Here is a 21,305-nt window from a genome sequence, read left to right as displayed (position 1 = left end):
CGTCGCAAGAACAACAAATCAGAAGAGCTCGGGAGCGCCCTGTGACCGCAACCTCCAACCGGATCAATCCAGCCGATCACCTGCCGGACTATGTCAGCCCGGCGCAGGTGAAGGGGCTGCTCGGCCATGTCGACATCTGGCGCGATGCGTGGGGCATCCCGCATGTCCGCGGCGGCACCTTTCAGGATGCGTTTGCCGGGCTCGGGTTTGCGCAGGCGCAGGACCGGCTCTGGCAGATGGAGGCGCTGCTGCGGCGTGGCACCGGCCGCTATGCCGAATGGCTCGGCCCCCGCGCTGTTGCCGGCGATGTGATTGCGCGGCAGATGAATGGCGACGCCGCTTCGCGCCGCGACTTCGCCCTGCTCGGCGACGAGGCCAAGGCGATGCTGGTGGCGTACGCGCGCGGCGTCAACGCGTTCATCGCGCTGCGCCGATGGCCGGTCGAATACAAGATCCTCGGCTGCGAACCTGCCGCATGGGAACCCTGGCATTCCATCGCTGTCATGCGGCAGATCGGATTCCTGATGGGATCGGTGTGGTGGAAGCTCTGGCGCGCCGCGGCGCTGCCGATCGTCGGCGCCGACAACATCGCAAAACTGCGTTTCGATGATGGCGGCAGCGACCTGCTGTGCGTACCGCCGGGCGTGGAAAGCAAGCGGCTGGCGGCTGCTCTTGCCGATCTCAAGCCCGGCATCTCTGCGCTGCTGGCGACCGCGCAGGAGCAGATGGGCGCGGAGCTCGACGGCGGCAGCAACAATTGGGCGATCTCGGCCGAGCGCACCGCGACCGGCCGGGCAATCGTCGCCGGCGATCCGCATCGCGTGTTGGAAATGCCTAACATGTATGCGCAGGCGCATCTCGCCTGCGACGAGTTCGACGTCATCGGCCTCACCGTCCCCGGTGTGCCCGGCTTCCCGCATTTCGGGCACACGGCCCATGTGGCCTGGTGCGTGACGCATGCCTTTGTCGACATCCACGATCTCTATGTCGAGCAATTCGACGCCGGCGCCCGCCACTATCGCTTCAAGGAAGAGATGCTTCCCGCGACGCATCGCCCCGAGACCATCATGGTGCGAGGCGGCAATGACGTTACGATCGACGTGGTCGAAACCCAACATGGGCCCGTGATCGCGGGCGACCCGACAAAGGGCGTCGCGCTGGCGCTCAAATCCGTGCAGTTCGCGGTGCCCGACACCTCATTCGATTGCATGGTGCGGATGCTGCGCGCCAAATCGGTCGAGCAACTATACGAAGCGACGCGCGGCTTTGCGCTGCTGGACCACAATGTGGTTGCCGGCGACACGTCAGGCAAAATCGGCCACCGCGTGCGCGCCTTGGTGCCGAAGCGGCCGCGCTCCAATGGCTGGCTGCCGGTGCCGGGCTGGACCGGCGAGCACGAATGGGACGGCATGGTGCCGTTCGAGGAGATGCCGCACACGATCGCGCCGGATAAAGGAATGATCGTCACCGCCAATAATCGCGTGGTGGAGCCCGAGCGCGAGCCTTATCTCTCGACCGACCCGATGCCCCCGCACCGCACCCGCCGTATCTGGCTACGGCTCAAGGAATTGAAGCGGCCCTCGCCCGAGCAGATGCCGGCCATTCACCGCGACCTCCTGAGCATTCCGGCCATCGAAATCCGCGAACGCCTTCGCGCAATCGGGCTGCCGGCGCAGACGAAGCAATTGTGCGACCTGATCCTCGGCTGGGATGGCGAGATGCGCGGCGACTCGGTCGCGGCTGCGGCCTATTCCGCCGTTCGGCTGGAATTGACAAAGCTCGCGCTGCGCCGATCGGGCATCGACAAGACCACCGACAGCGATTTCACCAAGGTGGCCCCGGGCCTGTTTCCGGAAGTCCAGTTCTGGTGGACGCTGCCGCAACTGCTGCGCAGCAATGACGAGAGCCTGTTGAAGGGCGCGACCTGGAATGAGTTGCTGCGCGAGGCTGTGGTCACGGTGTCGAAGAATGCGCCGACCGCCGATTGGGGAACGCTGCATACGCCAAAGCTCAAGCACGCACTCTCGGTCGCTTTCCCCGAATATGCCGGCCAGCTCGACAAGGATTGCGCCAAGATATCCGGCGACAATGACTGTGTATTCATGGCGGGATATTCGATGAAGCTCGGCTTCCAGGCCACTTCGTCCGCATTATCCCGTTACGTCTTCGACATCGGCGCATGGAATAACTGCCGGTGGATCGTGTTCCACGGCGCATCGGGGCATCCGGTCAGTCCGCATTACGCAAACCAGAACGCGACATGGGCGAAAGGCGAAATGGTGCCGATGCTTTACGATTGGGAAGCGATCAAGCGCGGGGCGAGTTCACACCAGACACTCAGCAGGACTTGAGGGCTTGCTCAGCAAACTCGTCATGCCCGGCCTTGTGCCGGGCATCCACGTCTTTGGCTTGTATTACGCAAGAAAGACGTGGATGGCCGGGCATAGGCGAGCGGAAGCGACGCCGTCCTTCAGACGGTTATGCCCGGCCATGACGAAGGAGAAAGTTACCGCGGCACCACGGCCGTCGCCTCGATCTCGACCCGTGCGGCTTTCTCGACCAGCCGCACTACCTGCACCAGCGCCATCGCCGGGTAATGCGCGCCAAACGTTTCGCGATACACTTTTCCGAGCGCTTTCAGGTTCGCCAGATATTCCTCGATGTCGACGACGTACCAGGTCAGGCGCACGAGGTGTTCGGGCTTTGCGCCTCCCTCGGCGAGGATCGCGAGTATGTTCTCCAGCGTCTGGCGCACCTGCGCGATGAAGCCATCGGCCAGAACGTTGCTGGCGTCCCAGCCGATCACGCCGCCGGTCACGATCAGGCGTCCGTCGGCCGCCATGCCGTTGGCGTATCCCTTCGGCACCGGCCAGCCGCTCGGCTGCAGGATCTGCAGGCCCGAAGCTGGCCCCTCGCCCTTCGCCACCGGCAACACGGCCAGCGTGGGCCCTTTTTGCGTGCTCACAAGAATCTCTCCATCACTTCCAGATTGTTGTTTGAAGCGTTTTCTTTGCGCGAACCGGTATCCACTTCGCTCGAAAACGCTATGCGCTTCACTCCGCGGCCATGCCCGCCGAGGCCGGATTGGCCTGCGCCATCTGCCGCAGCGCGAACCGCTGCAATTTGCCGGTTCCGGTCTTGGGCAGTTGCGCGACGAACTCGATCGCGCGCGGATATTTGTACGGCGCGATCTCGCGCTTGACGTGATCCTGCAACGCCGTCACCAGCGCCATATCGGCGTCGACACCTGAAGCGACCACGATGTAGGCCTTGACGATCATGCCGCGTGCCTCGTCGGGCGCGCCGACGACGCCGCATTCGGCGACCGCAGGATGCGTCAGCAGTGCCGCCTCGATCTCGGGGCCGGCGATGTTGTAGCCGGAGGAGACGATCATGTCGTCCGAGCGGGCGACGAACGACAGGCGTCCCGTCTCGTCGCGCACGAAGGAATCGCCAGTCAGGTTCCAGCCGTCGCGCACGTAATTCGATTGCCGCGAGTCCGCGAGATAGCGGCATCCGGTCGGGCCGCGAACCGCCAGCTTGCCAACCGTGCCTGCCGGCAGCTCCTTCATGTCCTCATCGACGATTTTGGCCTCGTAACCTGAGACCGGGAGCCCGGTCGTTCCCGCGACGGCCTCTCCAACCCGGTTGGTGATGAAGATGTGCAGCAACTCGGTGCTGCCGATGCCGTCGAGAATTGGCTTTCCGGTCTTGCGGGTCCAGCTATCGAACACCGGCGCCGGCAAGGTCTCGCCGGCCGACACCGCCAGCCGCAACGACGACAGATCCGCGCCCTTGTCCATCGCGGCCATCATCGCGCGATATGCCGTTGGCGACGTAAAGCAGATCGTGGCCTTGTAGGTCTCGATGATCTTGACCATCTCGGGAGGTGAAGCGTTTTCCAGCAAAGTCGCGGTCGCGCCGAACCGCAACGGGAAGATCGCAAGACCGCCGAGGCCGAACGTAAACGCCAGCGGCGGCGAACCGACAAACACATCGTCTTCGGTGACGTTGAGAACTTCCCGCGCATAGCCATCGGCCACGATCAGGAGATCGCGATGGAAATGCATCGTCGCCTTCGGCTCGCCCGTGGTGCCCGAGGTAAATCCCAGCAGCGCGACATCATCCCGGCCAGTCTTGACGGCATCGAAGCGGACCGGCTTGTTGAGCGCCACCCGGTCGAGCTCGGCGTCATGGTTCGACGTGCCGTCGAAATTCACCACCTGCTTGAGAAACTTGCTGGTCTTGGCGCAGGCAACCAGTTCGTCGGCGATGCGGCTGTCGGTCAGCGCCAGCGCGATCTCCGCCTTGTCGACGATTTTTGTCAACTCGCCGGCGCGCAGCATCGGCATGGTGTTGACGACGACGGCGCCGGCCTTTGTGGCCGCGAGCCACGTCGCCACCAAAGCCGGGTTATTGCCGGAGCGGATCAGCACGCGGTTGCCGGGCTTGACGCCGTAATTCTCCACCAGCGCATGCGCCAGGCGGTTCGACCAATCGGCGAGTTCCTTGTAGGTCCGCTGGCGCCCGTTGCCGATCAGCGCGGTACGGTCACCAAAACCTTTCTCGACGATCCGGTCGGTCAATTCGACCGCGGCGTTGAGATATTCGGGGTATTGAAATTCCGGCCGGTCGAGAACCAGGTCCGGCCATTGGTCCGGCGGCAGGTTTCGCCGCGCGAAATCATCGACGTGACCCGATGGGCCTAAAATCCTACCTGACATTTTCCATCGCCCTCGCGTTGGGGTGAAAGGCTTGAGACCGTCCGGCAGCGCTCACCAATCATTTTATACTTAAAGTAATTTGGCGCAAGGCCCCAGATCCAGGCCATCCCAATCTTTTTTGAAAGCCGGCGCGCGCCGCCAGTTCCCGACTGCGCCTTACGCCGTGCGCGCCTTTGCGGATTTCTGCGCGGAAGCCTTGGTCTTGGCCAGCAGGCGCATCAACTCGCGGACATCCTTCGGCGTCAGATCCCCGAAGATGTCGGCGATCCATAATTCATGCTCGGCCGCCATCTTGCGGAACTCGACACGACCGGCCTTGGTCAGGCGGATCACCTGGACGCGGCGGTCGGCATCCGAGGTGCGGCGGTCGAGGTGACCGGATTCGACGAGGCGTTCGACCAGCCCGGTGACGTTGCCGTTCGACACCATCATCCGCTTCGAGACGTCCGACAGCGTCATGCCGTCGGGCACCTTGTCGAGCTGGGCCATCAGGTCGAAGCGCGGCAGCGTTACATCGAAGCGCTCGCGCAGACGGCTGCGAACCTCGCCCTCGATCAGGGTGGTACAGGTCAGAAGGCGGAGCCACAGCCTGATTTCATCCCCGTGATCCTCGGGGAGTTCGACCGCCTTGGTCTCTGAATCAAGCATCATGACGCCATCTTGTCTGATTTGCGTGTGCGGGGGAATCCGAACCGACCACAGCTTGGCTATCATTGCCCAGATTTCTTTAGGGTTCAAGCATTTGGCGCGCAGCTTGCATAGGTTCTTATTTGCGGGCTTGTTGCTTGCGGCCGAAGTCATCCTCAGAATAAGCTGGATCTGAGGATTTGGTGGGTTGGTTTCGGCGATGGCCGAATGAAGGAGTTGATGATGATGCAGCCGTTGAAACTGGCGGGACTTGCGGTCTTGCTGAGTGTCGCCGCAGGACAAGCCGCGGCGCAGGAGAAGATCAAGATCGGCGTCATCGTGACGTTATCAGGCCCTCCGGCGGCGCTCGGCCAGCAGGTCCGCGACGGCTTTGCGCTCGCGGTCAAGGACCTCGGCGGCAAGATGGCAGGCAAGGACGTCGAACTCGTCGTGGTCGATGACGAACTCAAGCCGGACGGGGCCGTGACCAAGGTCAAGGGCCTGCTGGAACGTGAAAAGGTCGATTTCGTCGTAGGCCCAATCTTCTCCAACATCCTCCAGGCCATTCACAGGCCGGTCACAGAAAACAAGACGTTTCTGATCAGCCCGAATGCGGGTCCGTCGACTTATGCCGGCAAGGAGTGCAGCCCGTTCTTCTACGTCACCTCCTACCAGAACGATCAGGTCCACCAGGTCCTCGGCAAGGTTGCCCAGGATCGCGGCTACAAGCGCGTCTATGTGCTGGTGCCGAACTATCAGGCGGGCAAGGATTCCGCCGCCGGATTCAAGATCGACTACAAGGGCGAGATCGTCGAGGAAAGCTATCTGCCGCTGAACACCTCCGATTTCCAGGTCGAGCTCACCAAGATCTCCTCATCGAAGCCCGACGCGCTGTTCACCTTCATGCCGGGTGGCCTCGGTGTCGGCCTTGTCAAGCAATACCGGCAGGCCGGCCTTGCCGATCGCATTCCCGTGCTGTCCGCCTTCACCGTCGATGAATCGACGCTGCCGGCACAGCAGGACGCCGCTGTCGGCATGTTCGGCGGCTCCAACTGGGCGCCCAATCTCGACAATCCGCAGAACAAGAAGTTCGTGGCCGGCTATGAGGCCGCCTACAACATCGTGCCCGGCACCTATGCCTTCCAGGCCTATGATGCGGCGATGCTGATCGACAGCGCCGTCAAGGCGGTGAAGGGCGATCTCGCCAACAAGGACGCGGTGTCGGCGGCGCTGAAGAAAGCCGACTTCACCTCGCTGCGCGGCGACTTCAAGTTCAATGTCAACGGCTACCCGATCCAGAACTTCTACCTGACCAAGGTAGCGAAACGCCCGGACGGCAAGTTCCAGACCGAGATCGTCGAAAAGGTCTTTTCGAATTACGCCGACCGCTACGCCAAGGATTGCGCATCCGGCAAATAGCCGGGCGAAGAAAACGCTGGCAAGAAAATCTGGGAGGAAACAACACAATGAAAACTGAAATCGCCGGCATCACCCGCGCCAATGAAGGCATCCAGGGAATCTCCTGGAACATCCTTGGCCAGACCTATGTGCCCAAAAGCGTCACCGAGCATTCCTTCTCATGGCATGCGACCTTCCCGCCCGACACTTTCGTGCCGCCGCACATCCACCCCGATCAGGACGAGTATCTCTACATCCTGGAAGGCAAGCTCGACTTCTTCCTCGACGGATCAGAGACGCAGGCCTCGCCGGGCGATCTGGTGCGGCTGCCGATGGGCAAGCCCCACGGCATCTTCAACAAATCAGGCCGGACCTCGAAAGTGCTGTTCTGGGTCTCGCCGACGCGGCGGCTCTATGACCTGTTCTGGGGCATCCACAACATGAAAGAGCAGACGCCCGACGCTGTCGTGGCTCTGGCGGCCGAGCACAACATCCACTTCCTGCCGCCGCCTCCGGGCGCGTGAGCTCTCCACCCTCATGGTGAGGAGGCGCGTCTTCGCGCTCCTCAGGATGAGGGCCTACCTTGTTGCGACGTAGCCCGGATGAAGCGTAGCGTAATCCGGGGCCGCGGAGATCATAGCGATCATCATCCCGGATTGGGCTCCGCTCCATCCGGGTTACGGGAGGCGTGGGTTACTCGAACGCTACCGCACGGCCGCCAGCGACGGCGCCGCAAAGCCCGCCTTCGACGCATACCCGCGCACGATCGCTTCGCGCTGGCCGTAGCTCAGCACTTTCTCGATATCCGTAAAACCGTCGGGTGCCAGTTGCTCGACCGCGTCGATGACGCCCTCGGGACCGCCGCGGCGGTTCGCGCGCACGATCTCTGCCGTCATCGGCAGCCGCTTCTGTTCGTAGGCCAGCAGCGCCTGGCGCGGATGCTCGGCATGGGCCAGCGAATCCGCCAGCGCCCGCGCATCGAGAATCGCCTGCGAGGCGCCGTTGGATCCGACCGGATACATCGGATGCGCGGCGTCGCCGAGCAGAGTCACCCTGCCCCGGGTCCAGTACGGCAAGGGATCGCGGTCGCAGCAGGGATATTCATAAAATTCCGGCGTCGCCGAGATCAGGTTGCGGACGTCGACATGCGGCACCGAGAACCGGGCCACATGCGGCATCAATTCCTCACGCTTGCCGGGCCGCGACCAGTCCTCGCGGCGCGGCGGCGCCGCGTTGCCCTCGCCAATCCTGACCATCACGGCCCAGTTGGTCAGCCGGCTGGCGGGGCTCGATCCTTCCGCGATCGGATAGACCACGACTTTTGCATTCAATCCGCCGGCCACGATCATCGAACTGCCGGTCAGGAACATCGGCCAGTCGCGCGCGCCGCGCCACAGCATCAGCCCGTTCCAGCACGGCGGCCCCTCGTCCGGAAACAGCATTTCGCGCACGCGCGAATGGATGCCATCGGCCCCGATCAGGACATCGCCGCGCGCGGTCTTGATATGCGCGCCGGTGCGGTCGAAGAAATGCGCGATCACGCCGCCTTCGTGCTGCGCGAACGCGCCAAGCCGGCAGCCGGTGTGGATCGCCTCCTTGCCGAGCCGTTCCTCGACGGCGCGATGAATGACGCTTTGCAGGCGGCCGCGATGAACCGAGAATTGCGGAACGTCGTGACCGGCGCCGAGGCCGCGCGGCTCGCGCCAGACTTCCTGGCCGTGACGGTTCAGGTAATACAGATCATCAGTACGAACAGCGGCTGCATCCAGCCGGTCCAGCAGCCCTAAGCCAGCTAGTTCGCGGATCGCATGCGGCAGCGTGTTGATGCCAACGCCGAGCTCGCGAATGCTGTCGGATTGCTCGAACAATTCGCAGTCGATGCCGCGGGCGCGCAGCATCAGCGCGGTGGTGAGGCCTCCGATGCCGCCTCCGACGATGATCGCCTTCATCCGCTCAAACTCCACTCAACTGTCTACCCCTCTGCCCGCAAGAGCGGGGCGAGGGAGAAGAAAGAGCCAGCGTGCCATCCAGCCTATTCGGCCGCAAGCGGCTTTGTCGCCTCGGCCTTGAGCTCGGCGCGGGTTTTCGGCTTACCCTTAATTTTGAGGTCGTCGAAATCCTGCCGGTCGCGGACAGAGTTGCGGAAAATCTGCTCTTTTCCGGGGAGATATTGCGGCGGACAGGCGATATCGGAGGCGCCATACCAGGCCGCCGCCCGCATGGTGAAGGAGGGATCAACCAGATGCGGCCGGCCCAGCGCCACCAGGTCGGCGCGGCCGGCGGCCAGGATCGTATTGACCTGATCTGACGTCGTGATGTTCCCGACGCACATGGTCGCAACCCTTGCCTCGTTGCGGACCTGTTCGGAGAACGGCGTCTGGAACATGCGGCCGTAAATCGGCTGCGCGTCGCGCACGGTCTGTCCGGTGGAGACGTCCACGAGATCGACGCCGGCCTCGCCGAACGCGCGGGCAATCGCTACAGCATCGTCGCCGGTGACGCCGCCTTCGGCCCAGTCGGTGGCGGAGATGCGCACCGACATCGGCTTGTGCGCCGGCCACGCCGCGCGTATCGCCTCGAATATTTCAAGCGGATAACGCAGCCGGTTCTCGAGCGTACCGCCATATTCATCCGTGCGCGTGTTGGTCAGCGGCGAGATGAAACTCGCCAGCAGATAACCGTGGGCGCAGTGCAGCTCCAGCATGTCGAAGCCGCAGGCGTCGCCGCGCAGCGCGGAGGCCACAAATTCGGCCTTGACGCGATCCATCGCTGATCGATCCATCTCGCGCGGCACCTGGCTGTCCGGGAAGTAAGGGATCGGCGACGCCGACAGCGTGTCCCAGCCACCCTGCTCCAGCGGCCGGTCCATGCCTTCCCACATCAGCTTGGTGGCGCCCTTGCGGCCGGCATGGCCGAGCTGCAGACAAATCATGGCGGCCGAATTGGCGTGGACGAAATCCACGATCCGCGTCCAAGCGGCCTGCTGTTCGTCATTCCACAAACCGGTGCAGCCCGGCGTGATCCGGGCGTCGCGGCCGACGCAGGTCATTTCGGTAAAGATCAGACCGGCGCCGCCGATCGCGCGCGAGCCGTAATGCACCAGGTGGAAATCGCCGGGCACGCCCTCTTTCGCCGAATACATGCACATCGGCGAAACTACTGCGCGATTGGCCACCTCCATCTCGCGCAGTTTGAACGGCTGGAACATCGGCGCGACAGGTTTTTCGATGTCGACGTCAAACCCTTTGGCGCGAACGGTCTTTGCAAACGCCTTGTCGACCTCGCTGACAAAATCAGGCGCGCGCAGCGTGAGGTTATCGTAGGTGATCGCCTTGGCGCGGGTCATGACGCCGAACGCGAACTGCACGGGATCGAAATCCCAGAACCGGTCGACATGCTCGAACCAGACCAGCGACACGTCGGCGGCGTGCTGGGTCTTCTCGACCTCCTCGCGCCGCCCCTGCTCGTAGGTCTGCAAGGCCGCATCCACTGTCGGCGCCTGCGCCATCGCCTCTGCGAGCGCGATGGCGTCTTCCATGGCGAGTTTGGTACCGGAGCCGATCGAGAAATGCGCGGTCGCCTTGGCGTCGCCGAGCAGCACCATGTTGTCCTTGACCCAGCGCTCACTGCGGATCATCGGAAAATTGCGCCACATCGAACGATTGGTCAGCAGCTTGTGCTCGCCGAGGAACCAGCCGAAGATTTCCGCCATGCGATCGGCGGATTGCTGCTCGCTCAGGCCTTCAAGTCCGGCGCGCGCAAAGGTCTCGGAATCGGTCTCGAAGATCCAGGTCGAGCGGCCGGTTTCATACTGGTAGGCGTGGGCGATGAACGGTCCCCACTCCGTCTCCTGGAAAATGAACGTGAAGGCATCGAGCGGCCGGGTCGATCCCATCCAGGCGAACTTGTTGGAGCGCAGATCGACCTCGGGGCGGAAATGCTCGATGTATTTGTCGCGAAAACGGCTGTTGATGCCGTCGGCGAGCACGATCAAATCGGCATCGGCAAAACGGCTCTCGTCGTCGACATCGGTCTCGAACAGCAGCGTGACGCCGAGTTCGCGGGCGCGTTCCTGCAGGATCAAGAGCAGCATGCGGCGCGAGCAGCCGCAAAAGCCGTTGCCGCCCACCCGATGCACGGTGCCGCGGAAATGCACGGCGATGTCATCCCAATAGGCGAATTCCTGGGTGATGCGGCGGTAGCTCGGCGGGTCGTACTTTTCGAAATTGTCCAGCGTCGCGTCCGAAAACACCACGCCGAAGCCGAACGTGTCGTCGGCGCGGTTGCGCTCGTACACCGTGATCTCGGCCTGCGGCCGCTGCTTCTTCAAGAGGATCGCGGCATAAAGACCCGCCGGTCCGCCGCCGATTATCGCCACCTTCATCAGCGCCTCCGAAGCAAGCTAACGGGCCATCTGGAAATTACTTTAAACCTAAAGCAATTTTCAGGCAAGGCCTACCTGTAGCCCCGATGAGCGGAGCGACATCCGGGATCGGGCTGAACGGAGAATTCCCCGGGTATCGCTGCGCTCACCCGGGCGACATCGTTGCCTAATTCCCCTGGAACACCGGCGACCGCTTGTTGGAAAACGCCTCGAACGCCCGGGCAAAGTCCTCCGTGGTCATGCACAGGGCCTGGGCCACCGCTTCCGCCTCGATCGCCTCCTCTACCGACATCGCCCATTCCATCGCCAGCATGCGCTTGGTCATGGTGTTGGCGTAGGTCGGCCCGTCGGACACCTGTTTCGCCAGCGCTTGCGCCTGCGCCAGCACCTGGTCGGGTGCCACGATCCGGCTGAAGAAGCCCCAGCGTTCACCCTCCTCCGCGGTCATGAAGCGGCCGGTGTAGAGCAGTTCCGACGCCCGCGACTGGCCGATGATGCGCGGCAGGATCGCGCAGGCGCCCATGTCGCAGCCGGAGAGACCGACCTTGTTGAAGAGGAAGGCGACCTTGGCGCCGGGCGCGGCCAGCCGCATGTCCGATGCCATCGCGATGATCGCGCCGGCGCCGGCGCAGATGCCGTCGACGGCGGCGATGACCGGTTGCGGACAGGCGCGCATCGCCTTGACCAGATCGCCGGTCATCCGGGTGAACGCGGTGAGGCCCTTGGTGTCCATCTGCACCAGCGGGCCGATGATCTCGAAGACGTCGCCGCCCGAAGAGAAGTTCCCGCCGGCGCCTGACACCACGATGGTTTTGACTTCATCATCAATCGCGCAGGCGCGGAAGAAATCCGTCAGTTCCCGGTAGCTGTCGAATGTCAGCGGATTTTTCCGCTCGGGACGGTTCAGCGTCACGGTGGCGATCTTGCCGTCGACCTCAAGCAGAAAATGCTTCGGCGAATATTCTGATAGCGGCAGCGTGACGGGGTTGGCGGGTCTGCTCATGGGATCTCCCTTGTCTTGCTATTCGTCATTGCGAGCGCAACGAAGCAATCCATTCTTTCTTTTTGCGGCGAGATGGATTGCTTCGCTTCGCTCGCAATGACGGTTTCAATTTCAAACTTCGCCTCCGGCGACCGCGACCGCCTGTCCGGTAACGGCGCCGGCGCCCGCGCCGCACAACCACAGCACGGCATCGGCGACCTCCGACGGCGCAACGAGGCGGCCCTGCGGATTGTGCTTGGAGAGCTCAGCCACCGCCTGCTCGCGGCTGCGCCCGGTCTTCTTGATGATGTTGCCGATCGAGCCTTCGAGCAGATCGGTCTCGGTGAAGCCGGGACATACCGCATTGACAGTGACGCCGCTCTTGGCCGTTTCCAGCGCCAGCGAACGGACCAGACCAATCACCGCGTGCTTTGCCGCACTGTAGGCGCTGACATAGGCATAGCCCTTCAAGCCGGCGGTCGAAGCGATCGCCACCACCCGCCCCCGGCGGCGCTCCAGCATGCCGGGCAACACGGCCTGCGTGGCGTGGACCACGCCCATGAAATTGACGTCCATCATGCGCTGGAACAGCGCCGCATCGGAGCGGCCGAACGGCGCGGATTCGGCCGCGCCCGCATTGGCGATCAGGATGTCGATCGGCTGCCGCGCTGCGACCTCCGCAACGGCTGATTTCACCGAAGCTGCATCGGCGACATCGGCAGCAACCGCGAACTGCGCGGCGCCTGAGGCAACGGCCTCATCCAGCGTGGCGCGATTGCGGCCGAGCACGGTGACGACAGCGCCGGCTTCGGACAGTGCTGCGGCGATCGCGCGGCCAATGCCTCGCCCGCCGCCGGTGACGAGCGCATGCTGGGAATGCAACGGTTTGGACATCGGTCGGCCTCCCGGAACTGACATCAGACATTTATTTTAAACTTCAAGCTTTTGCAAGTTACGGAAGCACTCCGTGCCACATCCGCTTGACAGAAGGCCGGCCCGGGGTAGCGTCGTCGCGACAGCCAAAAAGAGGGATCAACAACATGGCGGCGCTCGAAAAAGGCATCACGCGGAACGGCACCGGATATTCCGGCAAGACCTGGAACATCCTCGGGCAGGTGTACTTCCCCAAGGCCGTTACGGATTCGACCTTTGCTTTCGAGACCAACAGTGATCCCGGCCAGTTCGTACCGGTCCACATCCACCCCACGCAGGACGAATTTATCCTGGTACAGGATGGCATGCTCGACCTGAAACTCGATGGCGTCTGGGTGCGGGCCAAGGCCGGCGATCTGGTCCGGTTGCCGCGCGGCATCCCGCACGGCTATTTCAACAAGTCGGACAAACCGGCGCGGGCGCTGTTCTGGGTTTCACCAACGCAGAAGCTGGAAGCACTTTTCAACCAGCTGCACAATCTGAGCGATGTCGCTGAAATCGTGCGGATCTCGGCCGAGCATGAAGTGAATTTTCTGCCGCCGGAAGCGAACGACTAGAACTCTTCGCGAACTTTAGCTGAGCCCGCGCGCAATGTGCCGCGCGGGCGGCGATGGCAAAACTCTGACACTGCGCAAGAGTATTTGCGCCAGACATGGCGCGACAAGCCCGTATCCGCGAACCGTCGAGTTCGCGCGAAGCTTTCAACTTTCAAGATTGACGTAAGCGGCCTTAAGCCCCGGCAGCCGGCAGGCTGGCGGCGGCGATCGCGACGATCTGGGCCAGGCGACGTCCGATCCGGGACGGCGCGTTGCGCAGAAATGTACCAACCTGTCGCATTTCATCTTCCATGGCGCCCGGCGGAACGGTTGTTCCGAGAAGACGGGCACACTACGGAAAATGGTCGTAACGGGCTAACTAGTCGAGATGTCTACAAAAATAGCAATGCGCGCGTCGTCCGGGCGCCCTTTGGCAGTGGAATTATTGCCGTGATCGCGCCCGCCGCAGCGCAAATCTTCTCCGCGGATTTGGCGATCGGAACTGCACTTTCGGCACTGAACCCGTCCCCGGAGAGGACGGGTTCCAGCCGCCTCGCCTCACTTCGGCATCACGATCCAGGACGTGCCGTCAAACCGCGCCAGCCGCATCTGCTTGACCGGGAAAAAATCCTTGGCACTGGTGCTGAGGCTGATGCCCGGCAGCAGCATCGGAAGCTCCAGATCCGTCATGGAGGCCGCCTGCTTCATGACGTTCTCGCGCGTCAGCTCGTCGCCGCATTGCTTGAGGACTTGGACGATGGTCTGGGCCATGGAGTAGCCGTAGACATTGCTGCCGTCGATCAGGCTGCCGCGCGGATACCATTGCTTCATGAAGGCGAGCCAGTCCTGAAAGCCCTTGTCGCTTTCCCACACCTTGTCGGTGGGATCCTTCATATAGGCCGCCGTCACGGCGCCGATCGACTTCTCGAGACCGGCCGGAGCCAGAGCCGCGCCGACCGACGCGCCAACGCTCGGCAGGATGATCGCGGGCTTCCAGTTCAGCTCAAACGTCCGGCGGATCGCCTGGGCGACGAATCTCGGATTCGCGTGCAGGAAAAACACCTCGGCGCCGGCCGTCTTCAACGTGATGACCTGCGAGTCGACAGTCGGATCCGACAATTCATACGAGGTCTCGGCCACGATCAGCTTGGCGGCGTCACCGAGGCCGGCCTTGAAACCCTTGATGTAATCCTTTCCGGAATCGTCGTTCTGATACAGCACGCCGATTTTTGCCGTCGGATACGTGGCAGCCGTGTAACGGCCGAGAATGGCGCCTTCGATCTGGTAGCTGGGCTGCCATCCCATGGTCCACGGAAAATGTTCGGGATCGCCCCACCGCGTCGCGCCGGTCGCGACGAAAAGCTGCGGCACCTTCTTGATGTTCAGATATTTCTGAACCGCGGCGTTCGGCGCCGTGCCGAGCGATCCGGCGATGAACAGGACATCATCCTGCTCGACCAGCCTGCGCGTGGCTTCCACCGTCTTGGACGAGACAAACCCGTCGTCCTGCGACAGCAGCGTGATCTTCCGGCCGTTGACGCCGCCCTCCGCATTGATCTTGTCGAAATAGGCCTTCATCACCAGGCCGATCGTGGAATAGGACGACGCCGGCCCGCTGTACGGCATGGTCTGGCCGATCTTGATCTCGGTGTCGGACGCGCCGGGATCGTATTTCTTCTGCGCGAATGCTGCTCCCGACCAGACGGTGGCACTCACTATTCCGGCAACGACCGCCGGCCATAACGACTTACTCAACATCCACTCACTCCCCTGTTTTCACTTTTCTTTCCGGCACGAGCAGAGCCGGCTATTGCTTGACCCGTTGCCTCACCGTGCTCATAGCCCCGTGATCCCGCTGTCGACCGCCAGCGTCTGCGCGTTGACGTAAACGCTCTCGTCGGACATGAAGAACAGCGCGGCGTAGGCGATCTCCCACCCCGTCGCCATCCGCCCGAACGGCGCGCCGGAAGCACTGCGCGACGGCCGGCCGGCGCTGGTGTGGCGTCCGAGCGGCGTATCGACCAGTCCGGGGCAGATGATGTTGGCGCGGATGCCGCGGCGCGCGCCTTCCTTGGCGACGTTGCGCATCAGGCCGCCAAGCGCGGCCTTCGACGTGTCATAGGCAATCAGCCGCGAGCCCGAGCGAAGCCCGGCGATCGACGAGATGAACACGATCGACGCCCCATCGGAGATATGCTTCAGCGCCTTGCGGCAGCAAAGCATCGGACCGGTCAAATTGACCGCGAACGTGTCATTCCACTCCTTGAGATCGACACCGTCGAGACCGAGCGCCCCGACGCCGATGCCGACATTGAGCACCATGCCGTCGAGCCCGCCGAGACCATCAACGGCCTCGTCGATCATCCTGTTCACATCGGCTTGGCGCGCGATATCCGCCTTGATCGAAAAGGCGAGACCGCCCTCACCGGCAATGCGCTTTACGGTGTCATCGGCGCTGGCGCGGTGCAGGTCGGCGACCGCGACATGGGCGCCTTCCCGGGCAAACAACATCGACATGGCCCGGCCGTTTCCAACCGGATCGGTCGCGGCGTCGAACGTCCGCTGACCGCCACCGACGACCAGGATCCTGCGGCCGCGAAGCCGGCCGCGGCCCGGAGCCTGACCTTCGGACTCCGCGCTGAGCTGGCGGACATAACGCATTCTCTCTGACATTTTTATCTCGCGTCGTGTTGGCGTAGAACGGATCTGCACAGCCGCATCGCTGGAATCATGCCGGCCTCGGCATGCGCCATCATGCGGAAGATGCTTGGGCCGAACGGCATCCAGTCAAAGGATGCGCAGATATCTCCGGTGGTCGCGTCCGGATCAATCAGGGATAACCTTGCCACGCGCTTCTCCCTTGCCTTTTCGTTTTTTTGTATTTGTTGGCTCTGCGGCGTCGCTGATGGCGATCAACGAAAAGAAGAAACCGAGAAACCGCTCGATGGCTTCCGTCACCTTGTCGCGCGGTGACGACTGCGCGCCCATCACATAGTGCTCGAGGCGGATGTAGATCAGGCCGGCCGCGAACAGCCGCGCGGTCTCCTGCGGATCCGGCGTCTTGACGAGACCGGCCAGCGTGAAGCCGCGGAAATAATCCGTCATCAGGCGCTGCTCGCGCGCATAAAACTGGTCGGCGAATTTCGCGCGAATGCCCGGCACGCGGTTTCGTTCCGCGGTGATGACCTTCTGGAACTGATGCTCGCGCGGGTCCGACCATTGGTCGACGAGGTCGAGGGCAAACTGCCGGCAGAACGCCGCGGGCTGGTCGCGCAACTGGCGATAGCGCGGCTGCTCGAGGCGGCTCGCCGAACTCGCCGGCCCGTGCTCGCTGACGATGGCTTCCAGGATCGCCGCCTTGCCCGGGAAGTGGTTGTAAAGGCTGCTTTCGCGGACGCCGACCCGGCGGGCCAGCTCGCGCATCGATGCGCCGCCATAGCCGCTCTCGGCAAACAGGCTGAGCGCTTCGGCAAGAATGCGCTCGCGGGTGGAGGTCGCGACCGTTTCGGCCGCATTGGAAGCCGTGGAAATCATGCACATTGACTAACGAACGATCGTTCGATAGTCAACCAAACGAACGATCGTTCGTACAGAGGAACGACCGGAAAGCCCGCCCGAAGAGGCGGGAAACCTGGGAGGAGCTAAAAAGTGCGCCGTTTTCCTGGATCCCGACTTCACGCCCTCGGCATCGCCCTGTCGGTGCTGGCGGCCATCCCCGCGCAGGCACAAGGCGCCGCGAAATACGACACGGGCGCGGACGACAAGACGATCAAGATCGGCACCACGGCCCCCCTCAGCGGCCCGGTTTCCGCCTTCGCGCAGATCGCGAAGTCCGCCGAAGCCTATTTTCGCAAGATCAATGACGAAGGCGGCGTCAACGGGCGACGGATCCAGATGATCATCGCGGACGACGCGTACAGTCCCCCCAAGACCGTCGAGCAGACCCGACGCCTGGTCGAAAGCGATGAGGTGCTGCTGATCTTCGGCGGGGTCGGCACGCCGACCAACAACGCCGTGCACAAATATCTCAACGACAAGAAGGTGCCGCAACTCTTCCTCGGCTCCGGCGCCGCGAAGTGGGACGATCCGAAGAGTTTCCCGTGGACGGTCGGCTGGCAGCCGACCTATCGCGACGAAGCTCTCGCCTACTCCAGATACATCAGGGACAGCCACCCGAAGGCAAAGGTCGGCGTTCTCTATCAGAACGACGATCTCGGAAAAGATTATCTGAAGGCGCTGGAAGAGGGTCTCGGCGGCAGCGATCAGATCGTCTCCAAGGCGCCCTATGAAACCACCTCGCCCACCATCGATACCCAGATACTGCTCCTGAAGAGCAGCGGCGCCGATGTTGTGCTGGTGGCGGCGACACCGAAATTCGCCGCGCAGGCGATCCGCAAGATCGGCGAGATCGGTTGGAAGCCGACCACGATCATTTCAAACGTATCTGCCTCCATCAGCGGCGTGCTCGAACCGGCGGGGCGCGAGAATTCGGTCGGCGTCATCTCGAGCCAGTACCTGAAAGACAGCACCGATCCCGGCCTGAAGGATGACCCTGGCTACAAGGAGTGGCTGACCTTCATGGAAAAATACCTGCCGGACGCCAACAAGAGCGACTGGCTGAACGTGTATGGTTACACCATCGCCCAGACATTGGTAACGACGCTCAAGGCCGCCGGTAACAATCTGACCCGTGCCAATGTGATAAAGCAGGCGACCAACCTGAAAGACGTTCGCCTGCCGATGCTGATCAACGGCACCACGGTGAATAATTCGCCGGAACGCTATACGCCGATGACGAGCATGCGGCTGATCCGCTATGACGGAACACGCTGGGTGCCGTTCGGCGATCTGCTGCGGAACTGACAAGCCGGCATGGAGACGCTGAAAATCGGCAGCATGCGGATCGACCGGCTGGTCGAGATTGCCAGCCTGCCGTTTGAAAAGAACTGGTTGTTCGCCAATGTCGATGACGAGGTGATCGCGACTAACAGCGACTGGCTGGACGAGCGATACATCGAGCCCGACACCGGGCGGATGATCCTCAGCCACCACTCCTATGTGGTCCGCACCGACCGATGGACAGCCCTGGTCGACACCTGCTGCGGCAATCACAAGCCGCGGCCGCGCGTCCCGATATGGAACCAGCTCAACCAGCCTTATCTGGAAAACATGCAAGCACTCGGCGTTCGTCCCGAAGACATCGACTTCGTGATGTGCACGCATCTGCATGTCGATCACGTCGGTTGGAACACGCGGCTCATCGACGGCCGCTGGGTCCCGACCTTCCCGAACGCACGCTACCTGATGGGCCGCGCCGAGTATCGCCATTGGGAGCAGGCGCACGCCACCAACCCCACAAATCCGGTCAATCACGGATCGTTCGCAGATTCTGTGTTGCCGGTGGTTGCCGCCGGACAGGTGGAATTCGTGGAAACCGACCATCTGCTGTTCGACGATCGAAACGCGATGATGCACTTTGAGCCCGCCCCGGGCCATACGATCGGCAACATGCAGATCCATTTGAACGGCGGGCACGATCACGCGGTCATGTCCGGCGACATCATCCATCATCCGATCCAGTGCGCGGCGCCCTGGCTGTCGAACGCGGCGGACTTCGATCGGGAGGCCGCGCGGGCCACCCGTATCAAACTGCTCGAGCGGCTCGCGGACACGCCGAGCATCCTGCTTGCGGCGCACTTTCCGGCACCGACCGCCGGCCGCGTGGTATCGAAGGGATCCGCCTTCCGGTTCGTTTTCCTGTAGCGTCTATTTCGGCGCAAACCCGAACGTCTTCTCGAAGCGCTTGGCATAGGCCGGCCAGACCTCGGGATTGACGATACGCGGCGGCCGCTTGCCGTCGAGCGCGTCGAGGATCTGTTCGGCGGCGATCCTGCCCATGTTGACGCGGGCTTCCCTGGTGACACCTGCCGTATGCGGGCTCGCCAGCACATTGTCGAACTGCAGCAGCGGGTGTTCCGGCGGCGGCGGCTCCTTGTCCCAGACGTCGAGCCCGGCACCGGCAATCCGCTTGTCGCGCAGCGCATCGTACAACGCGGCCTCGTCGTGAATGAAGCCGCGCGCGGTGGTGATGAAGAACGCATGCGGCTGCATCAGCGCGAACTGTTTTGCGCCGATCATGCGGCGATTGTCTTTTGTCAGTGGGCAGGAAATCGAAACGAAGTCCGAGCGGCGCATCAGATCGTCGAGCTCGACCTTCTCGGCGCCCCGCGCCGCGATTTCCTCTGCCGTCAGATAGGGATCATAGGCGATCACCTTCATGTGCAGCAGGCCCTTGCAGAGCTCGGCGATGCGGCGTCCGACATTGCCGATCCCGACGATGCCGATGGTCTTGCCCTGCGCCTCGTTGCCGATCAACGCGTTGCGATTGACATTGGCCTCGCGGCGCAGCGCACGGTCGGATTCGAGGATGCGCTTCGACAGCGTCAGCAGCATGCCGAGCGCGTGCTCGGCCACGGAATTGGCGTTGCCGCCGGTCTGGTTGACCACCAGCACGCCAGCCGCGGTGCAGGCGTCGACATCGACGGGGTCAAAGCCCGCGCCGTTGCTGGAGACGATCAGCAAATTCGGCGCCCGCTTCAGAAGATCTGCATGGGCATGAAAATGCGGCGCCAGTTCATCGCGCGCCGCCCCGATCTGATAGGCGTGCGCCGCGGCCAGAATCGGCGCCGCGACGGATTCGGGGCTCTCGTTTTCCAGCTTGTCGAGCCGTACATCGGCCCTGGCCTTCAGGATCTCGGTGTAGATCTCGTGGGCGAGATATTTGACGTAGAACACGCGCTTGTTGTTGACGGTCATCTTGTTGTGCAACTTTCAGTTCGGGAAGTCATAGAGTTTAGCGGGGTTCGTGACGAAGATGCGCTGCTGGGTCGCTTTATCAGGCGTCCACATCTGAAACAATTCGAGAAGGTGTCCGGCGTCAGGCATTTCGCCCTCGACCCGCGGATGCGGCCAGTCGCCGCCCCAAACCAGGCGCTCCGGATTAGCCTTTACCAGCGCTTCGTGGAAAGGCCGCGCGTCGGGATAGTCAGGCGCGTTCTGGCTCAGCCGGTGCGCGCCCGACAATTTGGACCAGCACCAGCCCTCGCCGACCGCACGCAACAGGCTCTGGAAACCTTCGGTGCCGGTGCCGGCGCGCGCATCGGTGCGACCCATGTGATCGATCACGACAGGCAGGCCGATCTTCTTCAGGACCGGAATCGGTTGCGGCAAATCCTTCACATCGATCCAGAGCTGCAGGTGCCAGCCCAGCTCGGCCATGACCGGCGCAAGCTTCTCGGCCTCCGTCAACGGCACGCCGCCGCGATAATGCAACTGCCCGTCGCGGAAGAAATGATTGAAACGCAGGCCACGCACACCAACCGCGTGCCATGCGCGCAATTCGTCAGGCGAGACATTGGCGTCGGCCACCGCCACGCCGCGCAGGCGGTCGGGCTCTCGCCGCAGCGCATCGAGCATCGCCGAATTGTCGCGGCCGTGCGCACTGCCCTGCACCAGCACGCCGCGCGCGAAGCCGAGCGTGTCGAGCATGCCGAGGTATTTTTCCAGCGGCGCATCCGGCGGCGTGTAGCTGCGATCATCCGCATAGGGAAAGCGATCGGATGGACCGAACACATGGGCATGGGTATCGCAGGCATCCGGCGGCAGCGGCACCTTGGGACGACTGACGGGACGCGGCGGCAGACAGGCTGGAATCATCTTGA

At 62.9% G+C, this 21,305-nt stretch carries 18 protein-coding genes and 1 pseudogene; 6 read left to right on the top strand and 13 right to left on the bottom strand.

Annotation, left to right across the window (positions count from 1 at the left end; translation table 11 throughout):
* Positions 1-41 precede the first annotated feature (41 nt).
* Positions 42-2,351 (top strand): penicillin acylase family protein, encoded by a 2,310-nt coding sequence (locus tag ABIE49_RS34975; protein WP_354067129.1) that lies wholly within the window; start codon positions 42-44, stop codon positions 2,349-2,351.
* A 155-nt stretch (positions 2,352-2,506) separates the two neighbouring features.
* On the opposite strand, the gene ABIE49_RS34970 is transcribed toward ABIE49_RS34975, so the two are convergent.
* From ABIE49_RS34970 to ABIE49_RS34960, 3 genes are all read right to left on the bottom strand, one after another.
* Positions 2,507-2,965 (bottom strand): RidA family protein, encoded by a 459-nt coding sequence (locus tag ABIE49_RS34970; protein WP_192734384.1) that lies wholly within the window; start codon positions 2,963-2,965, stop codon positions 2,507-2,509.
* A gap of 88 nt (positions 2,966-3,053) precedes the next feature.
* Entirely contained in the window at positions 3,054-4,712 is a 1,659-nt protein-coding gene (locus tag ABIE49_RS34965; protein WP_192734730.1) for a benzoate-CoA ligase family protein, read from the bottom strand.
* Positions 4,713-4,880: 168 nt separating this feature from the next.
* The gene (locus tag ABIE49_RS34960; protein WP_192734383.1) at positions 4,881-5,375 is read right to left on the bottom strand and encodes a MarR family winged helix-turn-helix transcriptional regulator; all 495 of its coding nucleotides are present in this window, start codon (positions 5,373-5,375) and stop codon (positions 4,881-4,883) included.
* Positions 5,376-5,594: 219 nt separating this feature from the next.
* On the opposite strand from ABIE49_RS34960, the gene ABIE49_RS34955 reads away from it, so the two are divergent.
* Positions 5,595-6,770 carry an ABC transporter substrate-binding protein gene (locus tag ABIE49_RS34955; protein WP_192734382.1) on the top strand — a complete coding sequence of 392 codons (1,176 nt, stop codon included), beginning with the start codon at positions 5,595-5,597 and terminating at the stop codon, positions 6,768-6,770.
* Positions 6,771-6,817: 47 nt separating this feature from the next.
* On the top strand, positions 6,818-7,273 hold the full coding sequence (locus ABIE49_RS34950) for a cupin domain-containing protein (RefSeq protein ID WP_192734381.1): 456 nt from the start codon (positions 6,818-6,820) through the stop codon (positions 7,271-7,273).
* A 180-nt stretch (positions 7,274-7,453) separates the two neighbouring features.
* Here the strand turns inward: ABIE49_RS34950 and ABIE49_RS34945 are convergent, their stop codons facing one another.
* From ABIE49_RS34945 to ABIE49_RS34930, 4 genes are all read right to left on the bottom strand, one after another.
* Positions 7,454-8,698, bottom strand: coding sequence for a flavin-dependent oxidoreductase (locus ABIE49_RS34945; RefSeq protein ID WP_192734380.1), 1,245 nt, complete (start codon positions 8,696-8,698; stop codon positions 7,454-7,456).
* Positions 8,699-8,781: 83 nt separating this feature from the next.
* Positions 8,782-11,133 carry a bifunctional salicylyl-CoA 5-hydroxylase/oxidoreductase gene (locus tag ABIE49_RS34940; RefSeq protein ID WP_192734379.1) on the bottom strand — a complete coding sequence of 784 codons (2,352 nt, stop codon included), beginning with the start codon at positions 11,131-11,133 and terminating at the stop codon, positions 8,782-8,784.
* 166 nt (positions 11,134-11,299) lie between these two features.
* Complete coding sequence (locus tag ABIE49_RS34935; RefSeq protein ID WP_192734378.1) at positions 11,300-12,136, bottom strand: enoyl-CoA hydratase family protein; 837 nt, start codon at positions 12,134-12,136, stop codon at positions 11,300-11,302.
* A gap of 111 nt (positions 12,137-12,247) precedes the next feature.
* Positions 12,248-13,009, bottom strand: a complete 762-nt coding sequence (locus ABIE49_RS34930; RefSeq protein WP_192734377.1) for an SDR family NAD(P)-dependent oxidoreductase — start codon at positions 13,007-13,009, stop codon at positions 12,248-12,250.
* A gap of 146 nt (positions 13,010-13,155) precedes the next feature.
* Here ABIE49_RS34930 and ABIE49_RS34925 point away from each other — a divergent pair, with 146 nt between their 5' ends.
* Positions 13,156-13,605 (top strand): cupin domain-containing protein, encoded by a 450-nt coding sequence (locus ABIE49_RS34925; RefSeq protein ID WP_192734376.1) that lies wholly within the window; start codon positions 13,156-13,158, stop codon positions 13,603-13,605.
* Between the two features lie 537 nt (positions 13,606-14,142).
* Here ABIE49_RS34925 and ABIE49_RS34920 read toward each other — a convergent pair.
* From ABIE49_RS34920 to ABIE49_RS34905, 4 genes and pseudogenes are all read right to left on the bottom strand, one after another.
* Positions 14,143-15,342 carry an ABC transporter substrate-binding protein gene (locus ABIE49_RS34920; protein ID WP_192734375.1) on the bottom strand — a complete coding sequence of 400 codons (1,200 nt, stop codon included), beginning with the start codon at positions 15,340-15,342 and terminating at the stop codon, positions 14,143-14,145.
* Between the two features lie 78 nt (positions 15,343-15,420).
* A complete protein-coding gene (locus tag ABIE49_RS34915) occupies positions 15,421-16,257 on the bottom strand; it encodes an SDR family NAD(P)-dependent oxidoreductase (protein ID WP_192734374.1) in 837 nt (278 codons plus the stop codon).
* Positions 16,258-16,274: 17 nt separating this feature from the next.
* A pseudogene (locus ABIE49_RS34910) lies at positions 16,275-16,433 on the bottom strand (carboxymuconolactone decarboxylase family protein); the annotation flags it as partial.
* Positions 16,411-17,118: a TetR/AcrR family transcriptional regulator gene (locus tag ABIE49_RS34905; protein ID WP_192734373.1), complete on the bottom strand. Its 708-nt coding sequence runs from the start codon at positions 17,116-17,118 to the stop codon at positions 16,411-16,413. The pseudogene ABIE49_RS34910 and the gene ABIE49_RS34905, both read right to left, overlap by 23 nt.
* Before the next feature lie 114 nt (positions 17,119-17,232).
* Here ABIE49_RS34905 and ABIE49_RS34900 point away from each other — a divergent pair, with 114 nt between their 5' ends.
* Both ABIE49_RS34900 and ABIE49_RS34895 read left to right on the top strand, forming a co-directional pair.
* Complete coding sequence (locus tag ABIE49_RS34900) at positions 17,233-18,447, top strand: ABC transporter substrate-binding protein (protein WP_192734372.1); 1,215 nt, start codon at positions 17,233-17,235, stop codon at positions 18,445-18,447.
* Between the two features lie 9 nt (positions 18,448-18,456).
* The gene (locus ABIE49_RS34895; RefSeq protein WP_192734371.1) at positions 18,457-19,347 is read left to right on the top strand and encodes an MBL fold metallo-hydrolase; all 891 of its coding nucleotides are present in this window, start codon (positions 18,457-18,459) and stop codon (positions 19,345-19,347) included.
* Positions 19,348-19,350: 3 nt separating this feature from the next.
* On the opposite strand, the gene ABIE49_RS34890 is transcribed toward ABIE49_RS34895, so the two are convergent.
* Positions 19,351-20,400, bottom strand: coding sequence for a hydroxyacid dehydrogenase (locus ABIE49_RS34890; RefSeq protein ID WP_192734370.1), 1,050 nt, complete (start codon positions 20,398-20,400; stop codon positions 19,351-19,353).
* A gap of 15 nt (positions 20,401-20,415) precedes the next feature.
* Complete coding sequence (locus ABIE49_RS34885) at positions 20,416-21,300, bottom strand: amidohydrolase family protein (protein WP_192734369.1); 885 nt, start codon at positions 21,298-21,300, stop codon at positions 20,416-20,418.
* Positions 21,301-21,305 lie beyond the last annotated feature (5 nt).

Source organism: Bradyrhizobium sp. OAE829, assembly GCF_040546575.1.
GTDB lineage: Bacteria > Pseudomonadota > Alphaproteobacteria > Rhizobiales > Xanthobacteraceae > Bradyrhizobium.
The sequence above is the reverse complement of the archived record's forward strand: the minus strand, read 5'-3'. Positions and strand labels throughout refer to the sequence as shown.

Bases quoted from the DNA above. Each gene is read 5' to 3' on its own strand.
- ABIE49_RS34935 (WP_192734378.1), bottom strand. From the start codon at position 12,136: ATGAGCAGACCCGCCAACCCCGTCACGCTGCCGCTATCAGAATATTCG.
- ABIE49_RS34950 (WP_192734381.1), top strand. From the start codon at position 6,818: ATGAAAACTGAAATCGCCGGCATCACCCGCGCCAATGAAGGCATCCAG.
- ABIE49_RS34905 (WP_192734373.1), bottom strand. From the start codon at position 17,118: ATGATTTCCACGGCTTCCAATGCGGCCGAAACGGTCGCGACCTCCACC.
- ABIE49_RS34925 (WP_192734376.1), top strand. From the start codon at position 13,156: ATGGCGGCGCTCGAAAAAGGCATCACGCGGAACGGCACCGGATATTCC.
- ABIE49_RS34885 (WP_192734369.1), bottom strand. From the start codon at position 21,300: ATGATTCCAGCCTGTCTGCCGCCGCGTCCCGTCAGTCGTCCCAAGGTG.
- ABIE49_RS34890 (WP_192734370.1), bottom strand. From the start codon at position 20,400: ATGACCGTCAACAACAAGCGCGTGTTCTACGTCAAATATCTCGCCCAC.
- ABIE49_RS34960 (WP_192734383.1), bottom strand. From the start codon at position 5,375: ATGATGCTTGATTCAGAGACCAAGGCGGTCGAACTCCCCGAGGATCAC.
- ABIE49_RS34920 (WP_192734375.1), bottom strand. From the start codon at position 15,342: ATGTTGAGTAAGTCGTTATGGCCGGCGGTCGTTGCCGGAATAGTGAGT.
- ABIE49_RS34915 (WP_192734374.1), bottom strand. From the start codon at position 16,257: ATGTCAGAGAGAATGCGTTATGTCCGCCAGCTCAGCGCGGAGTCCGAA.
- ABIE49_RS34955 (WP_192734382.1), top strand. From the start codon at position 5,595: ATGATGCAGCCGTTGAAACTGGCGGGACTTGCGGTCTTGCTGAGTGTC.
- ABIE49_RS34930 (WP_192734377.1), bottom strand. From the start codon at position 13,009: ATGTCCAAACCGTTGCATTCCCAGCATGCGCTCGTCACCGGCGGCGGG.
- ABIE49_RS34895 (WP_192734371.1), top strand. From the start codon at position 18,457: ATGGAGACGCTGAAAATCGGCAGCATGCGGATCGACCGGCTGGTCGAG.
- ABIE49_RS34945 (WP_192734380.1), bottom strand. From the start codon at position 8,698: ATGAAGGCGATCATCGTCGGAGGCGGCATCGGAGGCCTCACCACCGCG.
- ABIE49_RS34940 (WP_192734379.1), bottom strand. From the start codon at position 11,133: ATGAAGGTGGCGATAATCGGCGGCGGACCGGCGGGTCTTTATGCCGCG.